This is a genomic window from Micromonospora sp. R77, assembly GCF_022747945.1.
Classification (GTDB): domain Bacteria; phylum Actinomycetota; class Actinomycetes; order Mycobacteriales; family Micromonosporaceae; genus Micromonospora.
Genome location: NZ_JALDST010000001.1, coordinates 4,500,016 through 4,523,588 on the forward strand (window position 1 = coordinate 4,500,016; position 23,573 = coordinate 4,523,588).

21 protein-coding genes and 1 pseudogene are annotated in these 23,573 nt (G+C 74.1%); 12 read left to right on the top strand and 10 right to left on the bottom strand.

Translation table 11 applies throughout. The features are described from left to right. Nucleotides 1–82: 82 nt before the first annotated feature. The 5 genes from MRQ36_RS21250 to MRQ36_RS21270 all read left to right on the top strand — a co-directional run bounded on the left by MRQ36_RS21250 (nucleotide 83) and on the right by MRQ36_RS21270 (nucleotide 6,242). Nucleotides 83–745 (top strand): response regulator transcription factor, encoded by a 663-nt coding sequence (locus tag MRQ36_RS21250; RefSeq protein WP_242798005.1) that lies wholly within the window; start codon nucleotides 83–85, stop codon nucleotides 743–745. Then, nucleotides 742–1,896 carry a cell wall metabolism sensor histidine kinase WalK gene (locus MRQ36_RS21255; protein WP_242798006.1) on the top strand — a complete coding sequence of 385 codons (1,155 nt, stop codon included), beginning with the start codon at nucleotides 742–744 and terminating at the stop codon, nucleotides 1,894–1,896. Before MRQ36_RS21250 ends, MRQ36_RS21255 begins: the two co-directional genes overlap by 4 nt. A gap of 289 nt (nucleotides 1,897–2,185) precedes the next feature. Then, nucleotides 2,186–4,726, top strand: a complete 2,541-nt coding sequence (locus tag MRQ36_RS21260; RefSeq protein WP_242798007.1) for a malectin domain-containing carbohydrate-binding protein — start codon at nucleotides 2,186–2,188, stop codon at nucleotides 4,724–4,726. 73 nt (nucleotides 4,727–4,799) lie between these two features. After that, nucleotides 4,800–5,699, top strand: coding sequence for an AEC family transporter (locus MRQ36_RS34010; RefSeq protein ID WP_242798008.1), 900 nt, complete (start codon nucleotides 4,800–4,802; stop codon nucleotides 5,697–5,699). Between the two features lie 162 nt (nucleotides 5,700–5,861). Beyond that, complete coding sequence (locus MRQ36_RS21270; protein WP_242798009.1) at nucleotides 5,862–6,242, top strand: VOC family protein; 381 nt, start codon at nucleotides 5,862–5,864, stop codon at nucleotides 6,240–6,242. 56 nt (nucleotides 6,243–6,298) lie between these two features. On the opposite strand, the gene MRQ36_RS21275 is transcribed toward MRQ36_RS21270, so the two are convergent. The 4 genes and pseudogenes from MRQ36_RS21275 to MRQ36_RS21290 form a co-directional block, all read right to left on the bottom strand. Continuing rightward, nucleotides 6,299–7,120 carry a hypothetical protein gene (locus tag MRQ36_RS21275; RefSeq protein WP_242801546.1) on the bottom strand — a complete coding sequence of 274 codons (822 nt, stop codon included), beginning with the start codon at nucleotides 7,118–7,120 and terminating at the stop codon, nucleotides 6,299–6,301. 265 nt (nucleotides 7,121–7,385) lie between these two features. Beyond that, on the bottom strand, nucleotides 7,386–9,452 hold the full coding sequence (locus MRQ36_RS21280) for a 3-hydroxyacyl-CoA dehydrogenase NAD-binding domain-containing protein (RefSeq protein ID WP_242798010.1): 2,067 nt from the start codon (nucleotides 9,450–9,452) through the stop codon (nucleotides 7,386–7,388). Further along, nucleotides 9,449–10,642, bottom strand: coding sequence for an acetyl-CoA C-acyltransferase (locus tag MRQ36_RS21285; protein WP_242798012.1), 1,194 nt, complete (start codon nucleotides 10,640–10,642; stop codon nucleotides 9,449–9,451). Before MRQ36_RS21285 ends, MRQ36_RS21280 begins: the two co-directional genes overlap by 4 nt. 212 nt (nucleotides 10,643–10,854) lie before the next feature. Beyond that, nucleotides 10,855–12,173 (bottom strand): annotated as a pseudogene (locus MRQ36_RS21290) (ribonuclease D). 1,025 nt (nucleotides 12,174–13,198) lie between these two features. On the opposite strand from MRQ36_RS21290, the gene MRQ36_RS34510 reads away from it, so the two are divergent. After that, a complete protein-coding gene (locus tag MRQ36_RS34510; protein ID WP_374250521.1) occupies nucleotides 13,199–13,933 on the top strand; it encodes a S1C family serine protease in 735 nt (244 codons plus the stop codon). Between the two features lie 118 nt (nucleotides 13,934–14,051). Then, a complete protein-coding gene (locus tag MRQ36_RS21300) occupies nucleotides 14,052–14,831 on the top strand; it encodes a hypothetical protein (protein ID WP_242798014.1) in 780 nt (259 codons plus the stop codon). Between the two features lie 84 nt (nucleotides 14,832–14,915). Here the strand turns inward: MRQ36_RS21300 and MRQ36_RS21305 are convergent, their stop codons facing one another. After that, a complete protein-coding gene (locus tag MRQ36_RS21305) occupies nucleotides 14,916–15,488 on the bottom strand; it encodes a DUF3000 domain-containing protein (RefSeq protein WP_242798016.1) in 573 nt (190 codons plus the stop codon). A 105-nt stretch (nucleotides 15,489–15,593) separates the two neighbouring features. On the opposite strand from MRQ36_RS21305, the gene hemE reads away from it, so the two are divergent. The 3 genes from hemE to hemQ are packed head-to-tail and all read left to right on the top strand — an operon-like array spanning nucleotide 15,594 to nucleotide 18,815. After that, nucleotides 15,594–16,694, top strand: coding sequence for a uroporphyrinogen decarboxylase (gene hemE, locus MRQ36_RS21310; RefSeq protein ID WP_374250524.1), 1,101 nt, complete (start codon nucleotides 15,594–15,596; stop codon nucleotides 16,692–16,694). Between the two features lie 10 nt (nucleotides 16,695–16,704). Next, nucleotides 16,705–18,117 carry a protoporphyrinogen oxidase gene (gene hemG, locus MRQ36_RS21315; RefSeq protein ID WP_242798020.1) on the top strand — a complete coding sequence of 471 codons (1,413 nt, stop codon included), beginning with the start codon at nucleotides 16,705–16,707 and terminating at the stop codon, nucleotides 18,115–18,117. Further along, the gene (hemQ, locus tag MRQ36_RS21320) at nucleotides 18,114–18,815 is read left to right on the top strand and encodes a hydrogen peroxide-dependent heme synthase (protein ID WP_242798022.1); all 702 of its coding nucleotides are present in this window, start codon (nucleotides 18,114–18,116) and stop codon (nucleotides 18,813–18,815) included. The genes hemG and hemQ overlap by 4 nt, the downstream gene beginning before the upstream one ends. Nucleotides 18,816–18,963: 148 nt before the next feature. Here hemQ and MRQ36_RS21325 read toward each other — a convergent pair whose 3' ends face one another. The 3 genes from MRQ36_RS21325 to MRQ36_RS21335 form a co-directional block, all read right to left on the bottom strand. Then, the gene (locus tag MRQ36_RS21325) at nucleotides 18,964–20,100 is read right to left on the bottom strand and encodes a lytic polysaccharide monooxygenase (RefSeq protein WP_242798025.1); all 1,137 of its coding nucleotides are present in this window, start codon (nucleotides 20,098–20,100) and stop codon (nucleotides 18,964–18,966) included. 134 nt (nucleotides 20,101–20,234) lie between these two features. After that, entirely contained in the window at nucleotides 20,235–20,678 is a 444-nt protein-coding gene (locus MRQ36_RS21330) for a GNAT family N-acetyltransferase (protein ID WP_242798027.1), read from the bottom strand. 30 nt (nucleotides 20,679–20,708) lie between these two features. Then, nucleotides 20,709–20,969, bottom strand: a complete 261-nt coding sequence (locus tag MRQ36_RS21335) for a Prokaryotic metallothionein (protein WP_242798029.1) — start codon at nucleotides 20,967–20,969, stop codon at nucleotides 20,709–20,711. 153 nt (nucleotides 20,970–21,122) lie between these two features. On the opposite strand from MRQ36_RS21335, the gene MRQ36_RS21340 reads away from it, so the two are divergent. Then, the gene (locus MRQ36_RS21340) at nucleotides 21,123–21,398 is read left to right on the top strand and encodes an isoamylase early set domain-containing protein (protein WP_242801272.1); all 276 of its coding nucleotides are present in this window, start codon (nucleotides 21,123–21,125) and stop codon (nucleotides 21,396–21,398) included. Nucleotides 21,399–21,441: 43 nt separating this feature from the next. Here the strand turns inward: MRQ36_RS21340 and msrB are convergent, their stop codons facing one another. Beyond that, entirely contained in the window at nucleotides 21,442–21,852 is a 411-nt protein-coding gene (msrB, locus tag MRQ36_RS21345) for a peptide-methionine (R)-S-oxide reductase MsrB (protein WP_242798031.1), read from the bottom strand. Between the two features lie 47 nt (nucleotides 21,853–21,899). Between msrB and ligD the strand changes: the two genes are divergently transcribed. After that, nucleotides 21,900–22,925 (top strand): non-homologous end-joining DNA ligase, encoded by a 1,026-nt coding sequence (ligD, locus tag MRQ36_RS21350; RefSeq protein WP_242798033.1) that lies wholly within the window; start codon nucleotides 21,900–21,902, stop codon nucleotides 22,923–22,925. 234 nt (nucleotides 22,926–23,159) lie between these two features. Here ligD and MRQ36_RS21355 read toward each other — a convergent pair whose 3' ends face one another. Then, a complete protein-coding gene (locus MRQ36_RS21355) occupies nucleotides 23,160–23,447 on the bottom strand; it encodes a hypothetical protein (RefSeq protein WP_242798035.1) in 288 nt (95 codons plus the stop codon). Between the last annotated feature and the right edge of the window lie 126 nt (nucleotides 23,448–23,573).

Sequence of the window (23,573 nt, forward strand, 5' to 3'; positions counted from 1 at the left end):
ATTTTTTGCAACGGTGCCGGCCGGCCTCCGGTTTGGCGGCCGGCACTAGGTTGTCGGGAGGTCACGAGGCGAGGAGGCCGGGATGCGGGTGCTGGTGGTGGAGGACGAGCGCAACCTCGCCGACGCGATCGCGCGGGGGCTGCGCAAGCGCGGCATGGCGGTGGACGTCGCCTACGACGGCACCACCGGGCACGAGGCCGCCTTCGTCACCCGGTACGACGTGGTGATCCTGGACCGGGACCTGCCGGGCGTGCACGGCGACCGGATCTGCGCGGACCTGGTCGCCTCCGGCACCCTCACCCGGGTGCTGATGCTCACCGCCAGCGGCACCGTCGCGGACAAGGTGGAGGGCTTGCAGCTCGGCGCGGACGACTACCTGCCCAAGCCGTTCGCCTTCGACGAGCTGGTGGCCCGGGTGCTGGCGCTGGGCCGGCGGGCCACCCCGGCCGCCCCGCCGGTGCTCCAGATCGCCGACCTGGTGCTCGACCCGGCCCGCCGGGTGGTCACCCGGGCCGGGCTGCCGGTGGAGCTGACCAACAAGGAGTTCGGCGTCCTGGCCGAACTGGTCAAGGCGCGCGGCGCGGTGGTCTCCAGCGAGGAACTGCTGGAACGGGTCTGGGACGCGAACACCGACCCGTTCACCACCATCGTCCGGGTCACCGTGATGACGTTGCGCAAGAAGCTCGGTGATCCGCCGCTGATCGAGACGGTGGTCGGCGCCGGCTATCGCACGGTGCCGGCGTGACCCGCCGGCTGCGGCCCACCCTGCGGCTGCGGCTCACCCTGCTCAACGGGGTGCTGCTGGTGGGCGCCGGGGCGATCCTGGTGCTGCTGGCCTGGCTGCTGGTGCGGGACGCGCTGCGCCCCACCGACGAGCTGCTGCCCGGCACCACCGTGCTGCTCGCCGACGGCCGCACCCTGGACGCCGGCCAGTGGCAGCGCGAGCTGGTCGACGCCGCCTCCCGGGAGCTGCTGGTCAAGGGACTGGCCGCGCTGCTGGCGATCAGCGTCGTCGGGGTGGCCGGGGCGTGGCTGGTGGCCGGCCGGGCGCTGCGCCCGCTGCACCAGGTCACCGCCACCGCCCAGCGGCTCGGCGAAGCCACCCTCGACCAGCGGATCGGCTGGTCCGGGGCGGACGACGAGGTGGCCGAGCTGGCCAAGACGTTCGACGCGATGCTGGACCGGATCGCCGCCGCCTTCGAGGCGCAGAAACGCTTCGTCGCGAACGCCTCGCACGAGCTGCGTACCCCCCTCGCGGTGATGCGGACCGAGATCGACGTGACGCTCAGCGACGACGAGGCGGACGCCGCCGAGTACCGCCGGATGGCCACCGTGGTCCGGGACGCCTCCGAGCGGGCCAACGGTCTGGTCGACGCCCTCCTGGTGCTGGCCCGCAGCGAGGCCCAGGCCGGCCGCGCGCTCGGCCGCCGGGCCGAGTGCGACCTGGCGGTCGGCACCGCCAACGCGCTCTCCGCCGTCGCCCGTGAGGTGGAACGGATCGGGCTGCGGGTGCAGACCTCGCTGCGGCCGGCGCCGGTGATCGGCGACCCCGGGCTGCTCGACCGGCTGGCCGGCAACCTGATCGAGAACGCGGTCCGCTACAACCACCTGCACGGCCGGATCTGGGTGCGGACCGGCTCGGACGGGCAGCGCTCCTGGCTGGTGGTGCGGAACACCGGCTTCGAGGTCAACCAGGCCGACGTGCCGGGGCTGTTCGAACCGTTCCGCCGGGGCGGCCAGGAACGGACCGGGGCACGCGGTTCCGGGCTGGGCCTGTCCATCGTGCGCGCGGTCTGCGACGCGCACGGCGGCACGGTGGCCGTGGTCGCCCAGCCGGGCGGCGGACTGGAGGTCACCGTCACCCTGCCGTCGGCCGACGCACCCTGCCCGAACTGACCGGGCCTCCGTTCGGCGTCGGCCGGACCGGCGGACGGCGCGTCGGCGGCACCTTTCGGTGCGGCCGGTCCGGCTGTCCCGGCCGGTCAGCTCGGGTGGTCGGCCGGGCCGGCCCGAGGGTCGGATACAAAAGCCGACTCACCCTGGACCGGGGGCATTCCCGTGCCGCAGGGTAGGGATTGCGCTTCGCCTCACCCGGTCCTCTCCCGGCGGCCGGACGGGTGCCTCACGCCCCCGCCGCGCCGGGAGCCGGCCGGTCCTGTCCGCGCATGCCCAACCGGAGCTGCCAGTGACTCATCCCTCGGCCCCGACCCGCCGGGTCCTCGCCGCCCTCACCGCGCTCAGCCTCACCGTCGCCGGCCTCGTCGCCGCCGGCCCGGCGACCGCCGCCCCGAACCACGGCACGCTGGTCACGCAGGTGCCCTCCACCGCCTCGCCGGACATCCAGGACGGCACCGTCGACGCCATCTACGACGCCGGCACGAAGATCATCGCGGTGGGTGACTTCACCCGCGTCCAGAACCGCAACAGCGACGTCGACATCAGCCGCAACTACGTCCTCGCCTTCGACAAGGCCACCGGGACGGTGGACACCGCCTTCGCGCCGACCGTCGACAACGAGGTCTACGCCGTGGTCGCCGGGCCCACCGCCGGCACCGTCTTCATCGCCGGCAAGTTCAACACCGTCAACGGCGTCACCCGCCGCAAGGTGGCCCTGCTGAACGTCGCCACCGGCGCGCTGGTCACCAGCTTCGCCGGCCCCGCGTTCAACGGGCTGGTCAACGACGTCGCCCTGGTCGGTGGCCGGCTGCTCGTCGGCGGCATCTTCACCACCGCCGGCAACACCAACCCGCGCGGCGGCCTCGCCTCGCTCAACGCCGCCACCGGGGCGGTGGACGGCTACCTCACCACCGCGCTCACCGAGCACCACAACTACGACGGGGTCAGCGGCGCCAACTCCGGCGTCGGCGCGAGCAAGCTCGCCGTCTCCCCGGACGGCACCCAGCTCGTGGTGGTCGGCAACTTCAAGAAGGCCGACGGGGTGCTGCACGACCAGATCGTCAAGTTCGACCTGGGCGCCACCACGGCCACCGTGGCCGACTGGAACACCAGCCGGTACACCCCGCGCTGCGCCTGGTGGGCGTTCGACACGTACGTGCGGGACGTGGCGTACGCGCCGGACGGCAGCTACTTCGTGGTGGTGACCACCGGCGCGCCCAACGGCGGCACGCTCTGCGACGCCGCCGCCCGCTGGGAGGCGAACGCCACCGGCGCCGACCTCCAGCCCACCTGGGTCGACTACTCCGGCGGTGACACCTTCCTCGCCGTCGCGATCAGCGAGCAGGCCGTCTACGTCGGCGGGCACTTCCGCTGGCTGAACAACAGCTACGGCGGGGACACCGCCCAGGCCGGGGCGGTCGGCCGACCCAGCGTCGCCGCCCTGGACCCGCGTACCGGCCTGCCGCTGTCCTGGAACCCGGGCCGGCACCCGCGCGGCGTCGGCGTCTCCGAACTGCTGGTCACCCCCACCGGACTCTGGGTCGGCTCGGACACCTCGTGGATCGGCAACTTCCAGTACCGCCGGGAGCGGATCGCGTTCTTCCCGCTGGCCGGCGGCGCGGCCCCGCACCCGACCACCACGGCGACGCTGCCCGGCAACGTCTACCGGGCCGGGGTGCCCGCCCCGACCAACGTGCTGTACCGGGTCAACGCCGGTGGTCCGGCGCTCGCCGCCACCGACAGCGGACCGGACTGGGCGGAGGACTCCGGTGGCAACCCCAGCCCCTTCCACAACGCGGGCAGCAGCACCGCCGGCTTCGCGCCGGTCGGTGGCGTCGACGCCACCGTGCCCGCCGGCACGCCGGCGGCCCTCTACAGCGACGAACGCTACGACTCCGGCTCCGCGCCGGAGATGAGCTGGCAGTTCCCGGTGCCCGCCGGCACCGAGGTCCAGGTGCGGCTCTACCTGGCCAACCGGTACGACGGCACCGCCGCCGCCGGTTCCCGGGTCTTCGACGTCTCCCTGGACGGCACCGTCGTCCTCGACGACCTCGACCTCTCCGGCACCGTCGGGCACAACGTCGGCACCATGCGCTCGTTCACCGTGGTCAGCGACGGGTCGGTCGACGTCGACTTCGGACACGTGGTGGAGAACCCGCTGATCGACGGGATCGAGATCGTCAAGACCGGCCCGCCGCCGACCGGCACCGGCGACGAGGTGCAGGTCCGGGCGTACGACGGGACGACCACGGTCGGCGCGACCAGCCCGGTGGCCAACCCGGACGGCACCGCCTGGTCGACCGCCCGGGGCGGTTTCTGGGTGGGCGGCACGTTCTTCTACGGCATGACCGGCTCGCTCTGGCGGCGCAGTTTCGACGGTGCCACCTTCGGTGCCCCGACCAAGGTCGACCCCTACCACGACGCCTACTGGGACACGGTGGAGACCGACTCCGGGCCGGCCGGCCAGACGTACGTCGGGGTGGCGTCGAACTTCACCGCCGAGATCCCGAACGTCACCGCGATGTTCTTCTCGGCGGGTCGGCTCTACTACACGCTCTCCGGGCAGGGCGGCCTCTACTGGCGCTGGTTCACCCCGGACAGCGGCACGGTCGGCGCGGAGAAGTTCACCGTCGCCGGGGTGGGCGGCCTCGCCGACGCCGGTGGCCTCTTCCTCGCCGGCACCACCCTCTACAAGGTCAACCGGAGCACCGGGGAGCTCTCCGCGACCGACTGGGCGGGCGGCGCGCCGACCGGCGCGTTCACCGTGCGCAGCGGTCCGGCCCTGGACGGCACCGACTGGCGGGCCAAGGCGGTCTTCGTCGGCCCGTGACCGACCCGTACGGCGTCCGGCCCGGTCCCGTGGGACCGGGCCGGTCCCGTCCCGGCCGCCGTACGCTGCAGCCGTGCTCGCCGCGTTCGTGCCCATCTGGACGTTGACCGCACTGGGCTGGCTGGCCGGTCGACGCCGGCTGCTCGGCGACGACGCCGAGGCGGTGCTCGGCGGCTTCGTCTTCCACCTGGCGATGCCGGCGGCGCTGTTCACCGCGCTGTCGCGTACCCCGTTGCAGTTCCACGCCCGGGCGCTGGCGGCCTTCGCGGCCGGCACCGCCGTGACCACGACGGTGGCCTTCGTGCTCGCCGCCCGGGCCGGCCGGACCACCGGCGAGGCGACCATCGGCGCGATGGCCGCCGGCTATGTGAACTCCGCGAACCTGGGCATCCCGGTTGCGCTCCAGGTGGTGGGTGACGCCGCGTTCCTCACCGAGGTGCTGCTCTTCCAGGTGCTGGTGGTCACCCCGGCGCTGCTGGTGCTGCTCGACCGGGGCGCCGGGCGACGGCTGCGCCCCGGGCGGCTGCTCACCCTGCCGCTGCGCAACCCGGTGATCGCCGGGCCGGCGCTCGGCGCCCTCTGCTCCGGGCTGGACTGGCACCCGCCCGCGGCGGTGGCCGGCCCGCTGGCCCTGCTCGGCGCGGCGGCGGTGCCGAGCGCCCTGGTGACGCTCGGGCTGTCGCTGACCGGCGGCGGACCGCCACCGACCGGCGCGGGCGGCGAGGTGGCCCTGCTCAGCGGACTGAAGTTGGTCGTCCAGCCGCTGGTCGCCTGGCTGGTCGGCCTGGCCGCCGGGGTCGGCCCGGGCCCGCTGCTGGCCCTGGTGGTCTGCGCCGCGCTGCCCACCGCCCAGAACACCTACCTCTTCGCCCGCGAGTACGCCAGCGGCACCGCGGTGGCCCGGTGGACGGTGCTGGTCACCACCGCGCTCTCCATGGTCACCCTGGCCCTGGTCGGCTGGCTGCTGAGCTGACCGCGGTTGTCCGCGCCGGCACCGGGTGGCATGATCCGGCGGGTCAGCCCGACACATGGAGAGGGGGTGCGGTCGATGTCCACCGTGAACTGTCCCGCGCCCCGCCCTCACCGCTGACCGCAGACACGTCCGCGGGGCGCACTCCCTTCAGGAGGAAATCCCGTGAGTGCACTGATCCACTGCGTCACCGTCGAATCCGCCGACCCGTACGTCCTGGCCGGCTGGTGGGCGACGGTGCTCGACCGCCGGCTGCACGACGACGACCACCCGGGTGACCCGGAGGCCGTCCTGGTCGCGCCCGACGGCCACGGCCCCGACCTGCTCTTCGTCACCGTCGACGAGCGGCACGGCAAGGGCGCCTTCCACCTCGACCTGCACCCGGCCGACGGCACCCGCGACGCGGAGGTCGACCGGCTGCTCGGGCTCGGGGCCACCCTGGTCGCCGACCGCCGCCGGCCGGACGGCACCGGCTGGGTGGTGCTCGCCGACCCGGAGGGCAACGAGTTCTGCGTCTGCCGGGGGCCGGCGGAACGCGCCGCCTGACGAGCGGGCCCCCGCCACCCTCAGGTGGCGGGGGCCCGGTCACCGGTCCGGGCGGCTCAGCCCTTCTGCTCGATCTGGCCCCGGATGGTGGCCAGCTCGGACTGCGCCTGGGCGCCGCTCTTGAAGTAGATCAGGACCATGCCGACGCTGCCCCGGTCACTCCACACGCAGACACCCATCGGCACCTCGGCGGCCTTGGCGTCGCCGCACTTCGCCTGGCCGCCGAGCGGGCCCGCGTCGACGGTCTTCATCTCACCGACCTCGACGTCGGTGGACTTCATACCGCTGATGGTGTCCTCGAGGGTCTTGCCCGGGTCCGCGTTCAGGCCGGAGGCCGCCGCGATCATGATCAGGTCCTTCTTGGCGGGTTCGCCGTAGAAGGCGCCGACCGTGCTGGTCGCGTCCGGCAGGGACTTCTTCAGCTCGGTCTCGAGCTGCTGGGCGCCCTGCAGGAGGGTCGGGTCGGTGGCCTTCGCCCGACCGGCCAGGGTCGCCGGCGCGACGACCCGGGTCTTGGTGGCGTCGACGACCTCGCCGACCTTGTCCTTGGCGGTGAAGAAGAGGACCGCGGCGCCGCCCAGGCAGAGCACCACCACGACGGCGAGGGTGGTCAGCAGGATCCGGGTCACGTTGGACTTCTTCGGCGGCGGACCGGCCGGCGTGACCGGACCGCCGTACGGCTGGCCCGAGGTGGGGTAGCCGCCCGGCTGCTCGGTGGGGTAGCCGCCGTACTGCGGCTGCTGCGGCGCCGGGTAGCCCCCGGACTGCTCGGGATGACCACCGGACTGCTGCGGCGGCGGGTAGCCGCCGGGCTGCTGCGGCGCCGGGTAGCCCTCCGGCTGGTGCGGCGGGTAGGAACCGGAATTGGGGTGGGACATGCGTCAGCTCCAGGTGAGGATCGGGACGCGTGATCGTAGCCAGACCGGGCGACACCCCGGTGTCCACCCGGCTCGGACGTGACCAAACCGCCGCCGGCCCGTGACGGTCCCGGCCGCGGCCCGGCCGGCTCTCGTCGCGGTCCGGCCGGCTCCGGTCGCGGTCCGGCCGGCTCCGGTCGCGGCCCGGCCGGGAAACGACGATCGCGGTGGCCGTCCGTCCGGAGGGGACGGTCGACCACCGCGATCGCGGGGGAGCGGGGAACGACTACCGCAGGCTGGCCACCCCGCGCGGCAGGAACCGCTTGCCGGCGACCCGCTCGGAGGTGCCGGTCCGGTCCAGGTACGGCGTGACGCCGCCCAGGTGGAACGGCCAGCCGGCACCGAGGATCATGCACAGGTCGATGTCCTGCGCCTCGGCGACGACGCCCTCGTCGAGCATCAGCCGGATCTCCTGCGCCAGCGCGTCGAGCGCGTTCTGGCGTACCTGCTCGCCGGTGAGCGGCTGGTCGCCGACCACGAGCAGCTTGGCGACCTCGTCGTTGATCTGGTCGTCGACCACGATCGGCTGGCCCGAGTCGGCGATCCGCTTGAGGTTCTCGCTGACGGCGAACCGGTCCGGGAACGCCTCGTGCAGCGTGCCGCCCACGTGGTACGCCACGGCCGGGCCGACCAGCTGGAGCAGGGCCAGCGGACGCATCGGCAGGCCCAGCGGGTCCAGCGCGCTGTTCGCCACGTCCAGCGGGGTGCCGGCGTCCACGGCGGCGAAGACGGTGCCGAGGAAGCGGGTGAGCAGCCGGTTCACCACGAACGCCGGGGCGTCGGAGACCAGCACGCTCGACTTCTTCAGCTGCTTGCCGACCGCGAAGGCGGTGGCGAGGGTGGCGTCGTCGGTGCGCTCGCCCCGGACGATCTCCAGCAGCGGCAGCACGGCCACCGGGTTGAAGAAGTGGAAGCCGACCACCCGCTCCGGGTGCTCCAGCTCGGCGGCCATCGCGGTGATGGAGAGCGACGAGGTGTTCGTCGCCAGCACCGCCTCCGGCTTGACGATCTTCTCCAGCTCGGCCCAGACCTGCTTCTTGACGTTCAGGTCCTCGAAGACGGCCTCGATGACGAAGTCGGCGTCGGCGAAGACGGACTTGTCGACCGAGCCGGAGACCAGGCCGTACAGCTTGGCGGCGGTGCCCTTGTCCATCCGGCCCTTGCTGACGGCCTTCTCGATCTGGGTGTGCACGTAGCCGACACCCTTGTCCACCCGCGCCTGGTCCAGGTCGGTCATGACGACCGGCACCTGGAGCCGGCGGGCGAAGAGCAGGGCGAGCTGGCTGGCCATCAGGCCGGCGCCGACGATGCCCACCTTGGTCACCGGCCGGGCCAGGCCCTTGTCCGGTGCGCCGGCCGGCCGCTTGGCCCGCCGCTGCACCAGGTCGAAGGCGTACAGGCCGCTGCGCAGCTCCTCGGAGAAGACCAGGTCGGCCAGGGCCTCGTCCTCGGCGGCGGTGCCGGTCGCGAAGTCGGCGTCCTTCGCCGTCTCCAGCAGGTCCAGCGCCTTGTAGGCGGCCGGGACCGCGCCGTGCAGCCGCTGGTCGAGGGTCTGCCGGGCGAAGTAGAGCACGCCCGCCCACATGTCCTTGTCGACCTCGGGCCGGGTCACGGTGACCTCGCCCCGGACCACGCCGGCCGCCCACTCCAGGGACCGCTCGAGGAAGTCCGCCGGCTCCAGCAGCACGTCCGCGATGCCCATCTCGGCAGCCTGCTTCGGCTTGAGCATCTTGTTCTGCATCAGCGGGTTCTGGATGATCACCTGGGTGGCGGCGGGGATGCCGATCAGGTTCGGCAGCAGCTGGGTGCCGCCCCAGCCGGGCACCAGGCCGAGCGAGACCTCGGGCAGGGCGAGGGCCGCCGCGCCACCGGAGAGCGTCCGGTAGTGGCAGTGCAGGGCCAGTTCCAGGCCGCCGCCCATCGCCGCGCCGTTGACGAAGGCGAAGGTGGGGACCGCGCTGTCCTTGAGCCGGGCGAACACCCGGTGGCCGAGCCGGCCGACCTCGAGGGCCTGGTCCCGGTCGGCGAGCGCCGGCAGGCCGACGATGTCCGCGCCCACGCAGAAGATGTACGGCTTGCCGGTGACCGCGATGAACGCCGGCTCGGCCGCGAGGGCCGCGGTGATCGCCTCGTCGAGGCTGGTCAGTCCGGCCGGGCCGAAGGTGTTCGGCTTGGTGTGGTCGAACCCGTTGTCCAGGGTGATCAGGGCGGCGGGCCGGTCCAGGCCGGGCACCTTCACCGACCGCAGCAGCGCCTTGGTGACGACCTCGTTCGGGGCCGAGAGCGTGCTCACTTGTTGCCCTCCCAGTGGGGGTTCTCCCAGATCACGGTGCCGCCCATGCCGATGCCGATGCACATGGCGGTGAGGCCGTAGCGGACCTCGGGGTGCTCGGCGAACTGCCGGGCCAGCTGGGTCATCAGCCGTACGCCGGAGGAGGCGAGCGGGTGGCCGATGGCGATCGCGCCGCCCCACGGGTTGACCCGCGGGTCGTCGTCGGCGATGCCGAAGTGGTCGAGGAAGGCGAGCACCTGCACGGCGAACGCCTCGTTGAGCTCGAACAGGCCGATGTCGTCGATGGTCAGGCCGGCGATACGCAGCGCCTTCTCCGTCGACGGGATCGGGCCGACGCCCATCACCTCGGGCTCGACGCCGACGAAGCCGAAGGACACCAGCCGCATGGCGACCGGGAGGCCCAGCTCGCGGGCGGTGGCCTCGTCGGCGAGGAGGCTGGCGGTGGCGCCGTCGTTCAGGCCGGCCGCGTTGCCCGCGGTCACCCGGCCGTGCGGGCGGAACGGGGTCTTCAGGGTGGCCAGCTTCTCCAGCGAGGTCTCCCGGGGGGCCTCGTCGGTGGTGGCCAGGCCCCAGGCGTTCTCCTCGTCGCGGATCGCGACCGGCACCAGGTCGTCCTGGAGCTTGCCGTTGGCGTACGCCTTCGCGGTCTTCTCCTGCGAGGCGAGCGCGAACGCGTCGGTGCGCTCCTTGGTGATGTGCGGGACCCGGTCGTGCAGGTTCTCCGCGGTGGCCCCCATGACCAGGGCGGACGGGTCGACCAGCTTCTCCGCGATGATCCGCGGGTTGGGGTCGACGCCCTCACCCATCGGGTGGCGTCCCATGTGCTCCACGCCGCCGGCGATGGCGATGTCGTACGCCCCCATGGCGATGCCGCTGGCGACGGTGGTGACGGCGGTCATCGCGCCGGCGCACATCCGGTCGATCGAGAAGCCGGGGACCGTCTTGGGCAGGCCGGACAGCAGGGCGGCGGTGCGGCCGATGGTCAGGCCCTGGTCGCCGATCTGGGTGGTGGCGGCGATGGCGACCTCCTCGACCCGCTCCGGCGGCAGCTGCGGGTTACGACGCAGCAGCTCGCGGATGCAGCGGATGACCAGGTCGTCGGCGCGGGTGTTGGCGTACATGCCACCCGCCTTGCCGAACGGGGTGCGGACGCCGTCGACGAAAACGACATCCCTAACTTCACGGGGCACTGGAGCCTCCTAGCCGGCACTGGCATTTCCCACGGATGCTACTCGCCAGTAACCAACCCCGACACCACCCCCCATGTGTCCCACCCCACACCCCCCAGCTCGCCCCAGCCCGGTTCCCGCCGGATTGATCATGAGGTTGACGGCGGTGTGGATCTCCGAAAGTGCCGCCAACCTCATGATCAACGGGGCCGGGAGGGTGAGCGGGAGGGGGGTCAGGGGGTGGGAAGGGTCAGGGCGGTGGTGAGGGCGGGGAGGAGGAGGGTGAGCTGCCATTCGCGGGCGCCGAAGCCGCGCAGCACCTCCGCCACGGTGTCGTCGGTGATCTCCTCCGGGGGCTGCCAGGCCAGCCGGCGGATCGAGTCCGGGGCGATCAGGTTCTCCGGCGGGAGGGTGTGCGCGCCGGCGATCCGGACCACCACCTCCCGGCAGCGGGCCAGCCGGCCGGCGGCCACCGGGTCCCGCTCCGCCCATCGGTGCGGCGGGGGCGGCCCCTCGACCGTCGGGGTGACCGGCAGGGCGTCCTCCGGCAGCTGCCGGGCGTCGTCCAGGGCCGCCAGCCAGGTACGCGCCAGCCGGCGTACCGACCGGCCACCGAAACCGGGGAGGGTGAGCAGGGTCTTCTCGTCCTTCGGGTCCAGCTCGGCGGCGGCCACGATGGCCGAGTCGGGCAGCACCCGCCCGGGGGCGGCGTCCCGGCGGGCGGCGATCTGGTCCCGGGCGTACCAGAGCGACCGGACCCGGGCCTGGGCGCGCCCGCGCACCCGGTGGATGCCGGAGGTGCGCCGCCACGGCTCGGCGCGGACCCGGGGCGGGCGCGCGCCGGAGCGGACCAGCGCGGCGAACTCCTCCGCGGCCCACTCCGACTTGCCCTGCCGGTCCAGCTCCTCGGCGAGGGCGTCCCGCAGGTCGACCAGCATCTCCACGTCCAGCGCCGCATAGGTCAGCCACGACTCCGGCAGCGGGCGGCTGGACCAGTCCGCGGCCGAGTGGTGCTTCTCCAGCGTGTAGCCGAGCAGCTGTTCGGTCAGCGCGGCCAGGCCGACCCGCTCGAACCCGGCCAGCCGGGCGGCCAGTTCGGTGTCGAAGAGCCGGCGCGGTCGCAGCCCCACCTCGGCCAGGCAGGCCAGGTCCTGGCTGGCGGCGTGCAGCACCCACTCGGTGTCGGCGATCGCCGCGTCGAGGGTGGAGAGATCCGGCAGCGGCAGCGGGTCGACCAGCGCGGTGCCGGAGCCGGCCCGGCGCAGCTGCACCAGGTAGGCCCGCTGGCTGTAGCGGTAGCCCGAGGCGCGTTCGGCGTCCAGCGCCACCGGGCCGGTGCCGGCCGCGAAGCGGGCCACCACCTCGGCCAACTCGCTCGGGGTGGCCACCGGCGCGGGCGTGCCGTCGCGCGGGGCGGTCAGCGGCACGGGTCCGCCGGCGATGGGTTCGGTCCCCGCGTCCGCCGGCTCCGGCGCTGCCGACGGCGGATGCGCGGGGGCGTCTTCCGTGCGGCTCTCGGCGGGCCGACGGCGCAGGGTGGTTCGTCGGTCACCTGACAACCCTAGTGCGCGACCGGATCCGGTGTGCGCAGCCGGTCCGGTGCGTGTCGGGCGGGTGGCCGCCGGATGTCGCCCCGGATCGGTGTGGCGTCGGTGTGGCAGGGTCGGACAACGGGGGAGACAAACCCCTTTCGCGCAGGTACGGTCCATCGGGCCGCGCGCCGGGCTCAGCACGACCCGGGGCGGCGGCGACGGGCGTCTACGGGGAGGGCGTGGCAAGCATGACGGCCAGTTACGGGTCGGGTGACGGGACGTCGGGGCAGTACCCCGGACAGGACGCCGACGGGGGCCGCGCGGAGCACGCCGGCTCGGCCCGCCCGGGCCCCCTGCCGCCCCGCATCGAGCCGCACCGCCCGGCGGTGCCGCCCCAGCCGGGCGCCCCGCCTTCCCGCCGGCGCAGCCCTCCGCCGCCTACGGGTCCGCCACCCCGCCCGGCTACGGCTCGGCCACCCCGCCCGGCTACGGCTCGGCCACCCCGCCCGGCTACGGCTCGGCCACCCCGCCCGGCTACGGCTCGGCCACCCCGCCCGGCTACGGGTCGGCCACCCCGTCTCCCGCGGCCTACGGTTCGACCCCGCAGCCCGCCGGTTCCGGTGCGGCCACGCCCGCTGTCACCGGCCACGGTGCGGCCCCGGCCGGTTCGGCCACGCCCACCACGGGCCACGGGTCGACCCCGGCCGGGTTCGCCGCCGCGCCGGCCACCGGATTCCCGCCGTCGGCCCTGGGTCAGCCTCAGTCCGCCCCGCCGGGAGCACCCTGGGGCGGCTACCCGGAGCCCCGCTCCGGGTCGGACGCGCCGGCCGCGGACCCGTACGCCGCCGGGGCCCGGGCCACCTGGTCCCCGGCGCCCGCCCCGCAGACCCCGTTCCCCGGTGCGCCCGCGTCGGCTCCGGCGTACCCCGGGAACCCGGTTTCCGGGCCGGCCGGGCAGCCGGGCTGGCCCGGTGCGGCGACCGGCGGTCCGGCCGGGCCCGCGCGACGCGGCTGGCTGCCGGTCACGGCGCTCGCCCTCGCCGCCGTGCTGGCCCTGGTCGCGGGCGTGCAGGCGTACCAGATCCACCGGCTGGGCGACCGGCTGGCGGCCACCGACCGGCGGCTGGCCGACGCGCAGGGTGCCGACGGCACCCGCTTCGACGGCGTGGAGAAGCGGACGTCGGCGCTGGAGAAGCAGGCCGGCTCGGCCTTCAACCCGGAGGCGGTGGCCAGCGCGGTGCTGCCCAGCGTGTTCCGGGTCCGGGCGGGCCAGTTCACCGGCACCGCGTTCGCCATCGGCAAGCCGGCCGCGGGCGGCGGCGCGACCATGCTCACCAACTTCCACGTGGTGGAGTCGGTCTGGGAGTCCGGCGGCCGGCAGGTCTTCCTGGAGCGCACCGACCAGCGTTTCCCGGCCACCATCGTCAAGATCGACAAGGCCAAGGACATCGCTCAGCTCCGCACCACCGGCACCTTCACCGGGTTGGTCGCCGCCGTCGCGCCGGTCAAGTCCGGGCAGCAGATCGTGGTGGTCGGTGCCCCCCTCGGCCTCCAGGACAGCGTCACCACCGGCGTGGTGAGCGCCTTCCGCAAGGACGAGGGCGGTTCCGGGCCGGTCATCCAGTTCGACGCCCCGATCAACCCCGGCAACTCCGGCGGGCCGGTGATCAACGGCTCCAAGGAGGTCGTCGGCATCGCCACCGCCAAGGCCCGGGACGCCGAGGGCATCGGCCTCGCGGTGCCGATCAAGACCGCCTGCGACACGTTCAAGGTCTGCTGACCGGTCCACCCGACCGCCACCGCCACCCCACCGTCTGGGTCGACCTCGTCGGCCGTCGATCCCGAGCATCCCGGCCCCGCCGGAGCACCCCCACGGGGCCCAGCAACCTGGAGGAACCATGTCCCAGCCACCGACCGGACCGGAGGGCTACCCGCCGAGCTACCCGCCGCAGCCGCCGCCCGGTCCGCAGCCGGCCGGCGGCACCACGTACGGCAACCCGTACGGCGTCGGCCAGCCCGCGCCCCAGCAGTACGGGGCCGCTCCCCAGCAGTACGGGCAGCCGCAGACCGACCCGACCCAGGTCCAGCCTGCGGTCCCCGGTCAGTACGCCCCGGGGTCGGCCCCGCCGGTCTCCGGCCCGGCGTACCCGATGTCGGCGCCGCCGATGTCCGCCCCGCCGGTCTCCGGACCCGGGTTCGGGCCGCAGATGTCCGCCCCGCCCGGCTCCGTGCCCCCCTACGGCGCACCCGCCGCCGCAGGCGCCGGCAAGGGCCGCACCACGCTGATCCTGGCCGTGGTCGCCGGGCTGCTCTTCGTCCTGGGCGGCGTGATGACCGGGCTGTACATCACCAAGAGCAGCGAGCTGAACCGCACCGAGAAGAAGCTCACCGCCCAGGTCAGCGAGCGGGACGGCACCATCTCCGCCAACAAGCAGGAGATCGACAAGCTCAAGACCGACCTGCAGACGGTCCAGGACAAGCTCGCCGACACCGAGCAGGACCTGACCGGCACCAAGAACGACCGGGACGAGCAGGCCCGGCAGAAGAAGGTCATCGCCTCCTGCCTGGACAAGCTGACCACCGCGATCAAGGCGGCGGCGGCCGGCAACAAGGCCGCCTTCGACCAGGCCAACAAGGGCCTCGACAAGGTCTGCAACGAGGCCGAGAACTACCTCTGACCCGTACCGGGTCCGCGCGGCGGGCCGCTCCGGTTCCCCCGGGGCGGCCCGTCGGCGTACCGGGACCGGCCGGCGGCGTGCGGGTCAGGCCAGGCCGGTGGAGCGGCGGGACGACAGCGCGGTCACCCCGGGCGGCGGGAGGCCGGCCGTCGAGGCGAGCAGGGCGCACCAGCCGAGCAGGTGCGGGGCGAGGTTGTCGCCGAGCGGCGTCCACGAGGCGCGGATCTCGATGTCGCCGGCGGCGGGCGGGCCGGCCAGCTCGCCGAAGCGGGTGGAGAGGGTCTGGGTGACCGTCCCGCCGATCGCCCGGTGGTGGGCGTCCTGGGCGTCCAGCGCGTCCACCAGCCAGGTCCAGCCGACCCCGGGCAGCAGCGGGTCGCTGGCCAGGTCGACCTCCAGCTCGGCGGTCACGTAGGTGACCAGTCGCAGGGTGCCCTGCCAGGCCTCGTGCCCCGCCGGGTCGTGCAGCAGGATGAGCCGGCCGCCGGCCACCTCGTCACCGTCGCGCAGCACCGCGGCGGAGAGCGCGAACGCGTACGGGGCCAGGCGCTGCGGGGCGCCGACCTCCTCCAGCACGATCTCCGCGCGGGGACTGACCGACCGCAGCCCGGCGACCGCGCGGGCAAAGGTTTCCGGGGGCGCGATCGGAGGGGGCATGTGGGCAGCCTATGCCGCCCCGGGTCCGGTCGCCGTCACGGCGCGCCGAGCGAGCGTCACGTTGCGCCCTCCCCGCACCCGTCCGGTGCCGGAGGGCGTGGGACGATGGCCGCGATGAGCACCGAGAACGCGGGCGTCGCCGCCCGAGACGGAGAACCCCGCCGCGGCGGACCGGCCGACTCGCCCTTCGTCCGGGCCTGCCGCCGCGAACCCGCCGGCCACACCCCGGTCTGGTTCATGCGCCAGGCCGGCCGGTCACTGCCGGAATACCGCGAGATCCGGGCCAACGTCGGGATGCTGGACTCCTGCCGCCGACCCGAACTGGTGGCCGAGATCACCCTCCAGCCGGTCCGCCGGCACGGGGTCGACGCGGCGATCCTGTTCAGCGACATCGTGGTGCCGGTCGCCGCCGCCGGGGTGGACCTGGACATCGTCCCGGGCACCGGACCGGTGGTGGCCGAACCGGTGCGGGCCGCCGAGGACGTCGAGCGGATCCGCCCGATCACCCGGGACGACGTCTCCTTCGTGGACGAGGCGGTCCGGCTGCTCGTCGCCGAGCTGGGCGACACCCCGCTGATCGGCTTCGCCGGCGCCCCGTTCACCCTGGCCAGCTACCTGGTCGAGGGCGGTCCGTCGCGCACCCACGCGAGGACCAAGGCCCTGATGTACGGCCAGCCGGAGCTGTGGCACGCGCTCTGCGCCCGGCTCGCCGAGGTCACCCTGGCCTTCCTCCGGGTGCAGGTCGACGCGGGTGTCTCCGCGGTGCAGCTCTTCGACTCCTGGGCGGGCGCGCTGTCGGAGGCCGACTACCGCCGCTACGTGCTGCCGCACTCGGCGTACGTGCTGTCCGGGCTGGAGAGCGCCGGGGTGCCGCGGATCCACTTCGGGGTGGGCACCGGTGAGCTGCTGACCGCCATGGGCGAGGCCGGCGCGGACGTGGTGGGCGTGGACTGGCGTACCCCGCTGGACGTGGCGACCCGCCGGATCGGCCGGGACAAGGCGGTGCAGGGCAACCTCGACCCGACCGTGCTGCTCGCCCCCTGGTCGGTGGTGGAGACCGAGGTCCGGCGGATCGTCGAGCAGGGCCGGGCCGCCCCCGGCCACGTGTTCAACCTCGGCCACGGCGTGCTGCCGGAGACCGACCCCGACGTGCTGACCCGGGTGGTCGCGCTGGTGCACGAGGTGTCCGCGCGCCACGCCGGCTAGGGAGGCGACCATGCGGGCACCGTGGCGGGTGGCGATCGTCGGTGGCGGGATCACCGGGCTGGCCGCCGCCGTCCGGTTGCGCGACCGGGCACCGGCCGGCACCGAGATCACCGTGTACGAGCAGTCCGGCCGGCTCGGCGGCAAGCTGCGCACCGGCGAGATCGCCGGGCAGTCCGTCGAGTTCGGGGCCGAGTCGTTCCTGATGCGCGACTCGGCCACCGGCGCGGACTCCGCGGTGGTGGCCCTGGTCCGCCGGCTCGGCCTGGCCGACGCGATCGTGCACCCCACCGTCGGGCAGGCCGCCCTCGCCGTCGACGGCGGGCTGCGCCCGATCCCCGGCGGCACGCTGGTGGGCGTACCCGGGGATCTGGACCGGGTGGCGACGGTGGCGACACCGACTGCGGACGCCGACCCCGACGGCGGTCGGCCGCTGCTCGGCGCGGACGAGGACGTGGCCGTCGGCGCGCTGGTCCGGGACCGGTTCGGCGACCAGGTGGTGGACCGGCTGGTCGACCCGATGCTCGGCGGCGTCTACGCCGGCCGGGCCGACGACCTGTCGCTGGCCACCACGATGCCGGCGCTGGCCCGCGCGGCCCGGGTGGAGCACACCCTGGTCGGCGCGGTCCGGGCGGCGCAGGCCGCCGCGCCGCGCCGCCCCGGCGCCCCGGTCTTCGGCACCCTGGCCGGCGGGCTGAGCGCCCTGGTCGAGGCCGCGGCCCGGGCCGGCGGCGCGACCGTCCGCACCGACGCGGCGGTACGCGAACTGCACCCGACGGCCACCGGCTGGCGGCTCACCGTCGGCCCGACCCGGGACCCCGAACTGGTCGACGTCGACGCGGTGCTGTTGACCGTGCCGGCCCGCCCGGCCGCCCGGCTGCTCGCCGGTCCCGCCCCCGAGGTGGCCGCCGCCGTCGGTGGCCTGGACTACGCCAGCGTGGCGTTGGTCACCCTGGCGCTGCCCGAGCCGGAGCTGCCGGAACTCTCCGGGTTCCTGGTGCCGGCCACCGAGGGGCTGCTGGTCAAGGCGTCCACCTTCTTCACCACCAAGTGGGGGCACCTGCGCCGCCCGGACGGGATCGCGCTGGTCCGGGCCTCCGTCGGCCGGTACGGCGACGAGACGTCGCTCCAGCTCACCGACGACGACCTGGTGGCCACCGTGCACCGCGAGCTGTCGAAGGTGCTCGGCACCCCGCTGCCCGCCCCGGTCGCCCGGCACGTGCAACGCTGGGGTGGGGCGCTGCCGCAGTACACCCCCGGTCACCTCGACCGGGTGGCGGCGGCCCGGACGACGCTGCGCGCCGCCCACCCGACGCTGGCCCTGGCCGGCGCGGGCTACGACGGCGTCGGCATCCCGGTCTGCGTCCGCTCCGGCGAGACGGCGGCCGAGGAGATCATCACGGCACTGGGAGGATCGGGATCATGACCGAGCAGACCAACGCGGCCCGGCTCAAGGAGCTGAACGCCACCGTCCGCTACACCATGTGGTCGGTGTACCGGGCGACCAGCCCGCTGCCGTCGCTGCGCGAGAACGTCGTCGACGAGGTCGAGTCCCTCTTCGAGGAGCTGGCCGGCAAGGACGTCACGATCCGTGGCACGTACGACGTGGCGGGCCTGCGCGCCGACGCGGACCTGATGATCTGGTGGCACTCCTCCTCCAGCGACGCCCTCCAGGACGCCTACCTGCGGTTCCGGCGGACCACGTTGGGCCGGGCGCTCACCCCGGTCTGGTCGCAGATGGCGCTGCACCGGCCGGCCGAGTTCAACAAGAGCCACATCCCGGCGTTCCTGGCCGGCGAGGAGGCCCGCCCCTACCTCTGCGTCTACCCCTTCGTCCGCTCGTACGAGTGGTACCTGCTGCCGGACGCCGAGCGGCGGGAACTGCTCGCCGAGCACGGCCGGCTGGCCCGTGGCTACCCGGACGTACGGGCCAACACGGTCGCCTCGTTCGCCCTCGGCGACTACGAGTGGATGCTCGCCTTCGAGGCCGACGAGCTGCACCGGATCGTCGACCTGATGCGCGACCTGCGCGCCTCCGGCGCCCGCCGGCACGTCCGCGAGGAGATCCCCTTCTACACCGGCCGCCGCCGCTCCGTCGCCGACATCGTCACCTGCCTGGTCTGACCCGGCGTCCCGCGCGGGCTGCGCCGCGCAGCCCGGGCCGGGCCGCCCCCGAGCCGGGCCGTCCCGCGCAAGTGCTCGATCCTGGAAGTAGTGGCCTCCCGAAGCCGGGGAGGCCACTACTTCCGTGTTCGAGGGTGATCTCGGAAGGTCAGAGGGTGGCGGTGCAGGTGGGGGTCGGGGCGGGACCCGTGCCGGAGGCGAGGAAGCCGAAGGTGGTCTTCGCCCCGGCGGCCAGTGCCCCGTTCCAGCCCGCGTTCTTCGCGGTCACCGTCGCCCCGCTGCTGGTCACGGTCGCGTTCCAGGACTGGGTGACCTGCTGACCGCCCGCGTACGTCCAGGAGACCGTCCAGCCCTTGATCGCGGTGGCACCGGCGGTCACCTCCACCTCACCCTGGAACCCGCCCTGCCACTGGCTGGTCACCCGGTAGCTCGCCGAACAGCCACCGGCCGGCGGCCAGGTCGAGGTCGGCGGAGGCGTGCCCGGCGGCGTGCTGGTCGGGGGAGTGGTGGTCGGCGGGGTGCTGGTGGGCGGTGGAGTGGTCGGGGGCGTGGTGGTGGGTGGGGTGGTCGTCGGCGGGGTGGTCGGGCCGCCGCCGAAGTCGACGTCGCTGCACAGGTAGTACGACTGGTCCAGGTGACTGGCCTGCCAGATGGTGTAGACGATGTGCCGGCCGGTGCGACCGGGCGCGTTCGCCGGCACCTGGATCGACACCCCCTGCGTCTCCGGGGTCCACTGGGAGGCCGGGGTGTTGCCGATCTGGCCGACCAGTTCCAGGTCACTCCAGCGCAGCGGCTGGTGCAGGGCGTCGAAGCCCTGCTTCGTCACGTACACCCGGATGTAGTCGGCGCCGTGGCTGGCCTGGTCGTACAGCTTGATCCGGAAGTTGGCGGAGACCGGGACGGTCTTCCAGGCGCCGACCGCGTCGAGCGCGTTGTAGCGTCCGCTGGCGGTGTGGCCGGCGCTGCAGAGTTGGCCGTCCGGGATGGCGCCCTGGTGGTTGCCGGCGACGCCCTCGCGGAACAGGCCGTTCCAGTTCCACATGGCGTTCGGGTCGGCCTGCCAGGCCTGCCAGCACATCGGGTCCTCGGTCGCCATCTTCGGGTTCTGGAAGTCGCTGCCCCAGCGCTGCCAGCAGCCGTAGTTGCGCGACGCCGGGTCGACGACGTTGCCGTGCGCGGACGCCGGGTTGGACAGGGCGGTGGCGAGCAGCAGCGAGACGACCGCGCCGAGGGCGAGCAGCGTCGCCACCAGGGGCGTGCGGCGGCCGCGGATCAGGGTGGACATGGAGCCTCCGTGGTGGGGAGTCGTTCGACGACGCCCGGACGGCCGGGAGTTGCCCCCTCCCGTGCCCCGCTGGGGTGGCTCGGCTCTGCTCCGCAGGCTTCCACAACAAAGTGGTGTCCGTCAATGTCTTCCGGTCAGCCGGCGCGGCGCATCGGGGTGTGCGGGATGCCGTCCTCGACGTAGTCGGCGCCGCTGACGGCGAAGCCGTGCCCGGCGTAGAAACCGACCAGGTGCGTCTGCGCCTCCAGCACGCAGGTCCCGTCACCGACCAGGGCGAGGGCCTCGGTCATCAGCCGGCCGGCCAGGCCCGCGCCGCGGGCCGCCGCCGCCACCACGACCCGGCCGATCCGCGCCACGCCGTCCGGGTCGGCCAAAATCCTCAGGTACGCCACGACGTCGCCGTCCCGGGTCAGCCAGAGGTGCCGGGTCCCCGCTTCGACGTCCCGCCCGTCGAGTTCCGGGTACGCACACGCCTGCTCCACGACGAACACGTCGATCCGCAACCGGAGCAGGTCGTGGAAGGTCCGCACGTCCAACTCGGCGAACCGGGCCACGTGCACCTCGATCAACGGCAGCATCCCGCGATGCTATGCCGCCCGCCGTACGCCTCAGGCGGGGCGGGCGCCGACGGCGTCGCGGATCTCGGCGCCCCGGTCGCCCTCGGTGGCGCGGGCGCAGTGCGCGCAGCAGAAGAAGCGGCCGGAGACCTCCACGCCGTGCCCGACGATCCTGGTCTCGCAGTGCTCGCAGATCGGCGCCATCCTGTGGATGGCGCACTCGAAGCAGTCGAAGGTGTGCACGTCCCCGCTGACCGTGTGCACCTCGAACGCCATCCAGTAGTCGTTACCGCATACCTCGCAGGTAGCCATCGCGAAACCCCCCGAAATCGGACCGTCATCCCAGGGTCGGGGAACGGACACACCGGGGCAACCGAAACGGGCGAACCTGATCCGGCTCGACGGCGAGTCGCCCCGGCGTGTCACGCGTTGGGCCTGGTGACCGCCTCGACCCTGGAGGATCCCGTGATCAAGCGCAACCGACTCTTCGGCAACCAGACCCGCGTCACCTTCTGCCTGCCCCGGGACACCCCGCCCGGCCCGGTCAGCGTGGTCGGCTGCTTCAACGACTGGGAGCCCGGCCGGCACGAGCTGGTGTCCCGGCGCGACGGCACCCGGACGGTGACCGTCCGCCTCGGCCCCGGCGAGTACCGCTTCCGCTACCTCGCCAGCGGCGGGGTCTGGCTGGACGACGACTCCGCCGACGCGGTGGACGAGCAGGGCAGCCGGCTCCGCCTCTGAGCGCCCGGCGCCACCACCCACGGTGACGCCGGGGTCCGCCCGGTCAGCCCTGGTCCGGCTCCAGCCGGATCGACACCGAGTTCACGCAGTGCCGGGTGTCCTTCGGGGTGAAACCCTCACCGGAGAAGACGTGCCCCAGGTGGCTGTCGCACCGGGCGCAGCGGATCTCCGTACGGCGCATGCCGAGGGTGTTGTCCGGGATCTCCTTGACCGCACCGGGGATGGCGTCGTCGAAGCTCGGCCAGCCGCAGTGCGAGTCGAACTTGGCGTCACTGCGGAACAGCTCCAGCCCGCAGGCCCGGCAGTGGTAGACGCCGGGGGTCTTGGTGTCGACGTACTCGCCGGTCCACGGGCGCTCGGTGCCGGCCTCGCGGAGCACCCGGAACTCCTCGGGGCTCAACCGGACCCGCCACTCGTCCTCGGTACGGGGCAGCTCACTCTCGGAAAGACTCACCGGTCAACGGTACGTCGGCTGTCGGTGCCGTCGCATAGGGTCGCGCCATGGGTGCCAGGGCCACGGCCGAGGAGTTCGAGATCGCCGGACACACCGTCCGGCTGAGCAGCCCGGATCGGGTGATCTTCCCCGAGCGCGGGTTCACCAAGGCCGACGTCTTCCACTACTACGTGGCGGTCGGCGAGGGCATCATGCGGGCGTTGAGGGAGCGCCCGACGACGCTGCAACGCTTCCCCGAGGGCATCGGCGGGGAGATGTTCTTCCAGAAGCGGGTGCCCGCCCGGGGCGTACCCCCGTGGGTGCGGACGGCCGAGATCAGCTTCCCCAGCGGCCGGACCGCCGCGGAGCTCTGCCCGGCCGACCTGGCGCACGTCGCGTGGGCCGCCCAGATGGGCACGGTCGTGTTCCACCCCTGGCCGGTGCGCGCCGCCGACCCCGACCGCCCCGACGAGCTGCGGATCGACCTGGACCCGCAGCCCGGCACCGACTTCGCCGACGCGGCCACCGCCGCCGGTGAGCTGCGCGGGCTGCTGGACGAGCTGGGCGCGACCGGCTGGCCGAAGACCTCCGGCGGCCGGGGCGTGCACGTCTATCTGCGGATCCACCCCCGGTGGACGTTCGTCGAGGTGCGCCGGGCCACCATCGCGCTGGCCCGGGAGCTGGAACGCCGCCGCCCCGAGCTGGTCACCACCGCCTGGTGGAAGGAGGAGCGGGGCCGGCGGGTCTTCGTCGACTACAACCAGATGGCCCGGGACCGGACGATCGCCTGCGCCTGGTCGCTGCGGGCCAACGCGCGGGCCACCGTCTCCACCCCGGTCGACTGGGCCGAGCTGCCCGACGTCGACCCGGACGACTTCCACCTGGGCAGCGTGCCCGCCCGACTGGCCGAACGGGGCGACCCGCACGCCGGGATCGACGACACCCCGTGGGACATCACGCCGCTGCTGGAGTGGGCCGAGCGGGACGCCGCCGCCGGCCAGGGCGACCTGCCCTACCCGCCGGACCACCCGAAGATGCCGGGCGAGCCCAAGCGGGTGCAGCCCTCCAAGGACCGCGACCGGCCCCGGAGCTGACCGCCCGCTGCCTCGCCCGTGCCGCCGCGCGGTGCCGGCCTGTGCCGCCAAGGTGCGACGGGCGGTGCCGGCCTGTCCTCCGGGGCGCGCCGGCGGTGCCGGCCTGTCCTCCGGGGCGCGCCGGGCGGTGCCGGCCTGTCCTCCGGGGTGCGCCGGGCGGGTGCCGGCCTGCGCCGCCAGGGTGCGCCGGGCGGTGCCGGCCTGCGCCGCCAGGTGCGGCAGGCCCGGCGCCGGTCAGCGTCGGCCCGCCAGCGCCTCCACCGCGGCCTTCGCCGTGCGCAGGTCGGCCCCGGTCGCCCGCCGGTAGGCTGCGATCGCCTTGATCTTGTCGCCCCGGCCCAGGTGCTCCCACACCTCCGGCAGTTCCGGGCCGGGATCCACCACGCCCAGGTGGTCCATCACCAGACGCAACCGCCGCTCCACCTCCACCAGCCGGAAGTCGGCGGGCGGACGACGCCGACCGTCGGCGAGCTGCGCGAGCAACAGCAGCAGGACAGCGAGAAGCAGAAGCGTGATCACCATGGCCGCCATCGAAACAGGCCGACGCCACCCCACCCCTGGGTAACGATCAAGTAACGGGCGCGAACCATTCCCGCCCCCCGACGGGTCTTGTGGTCGACGGCCCGACGGGGGCCAGGGGAGGCGCCG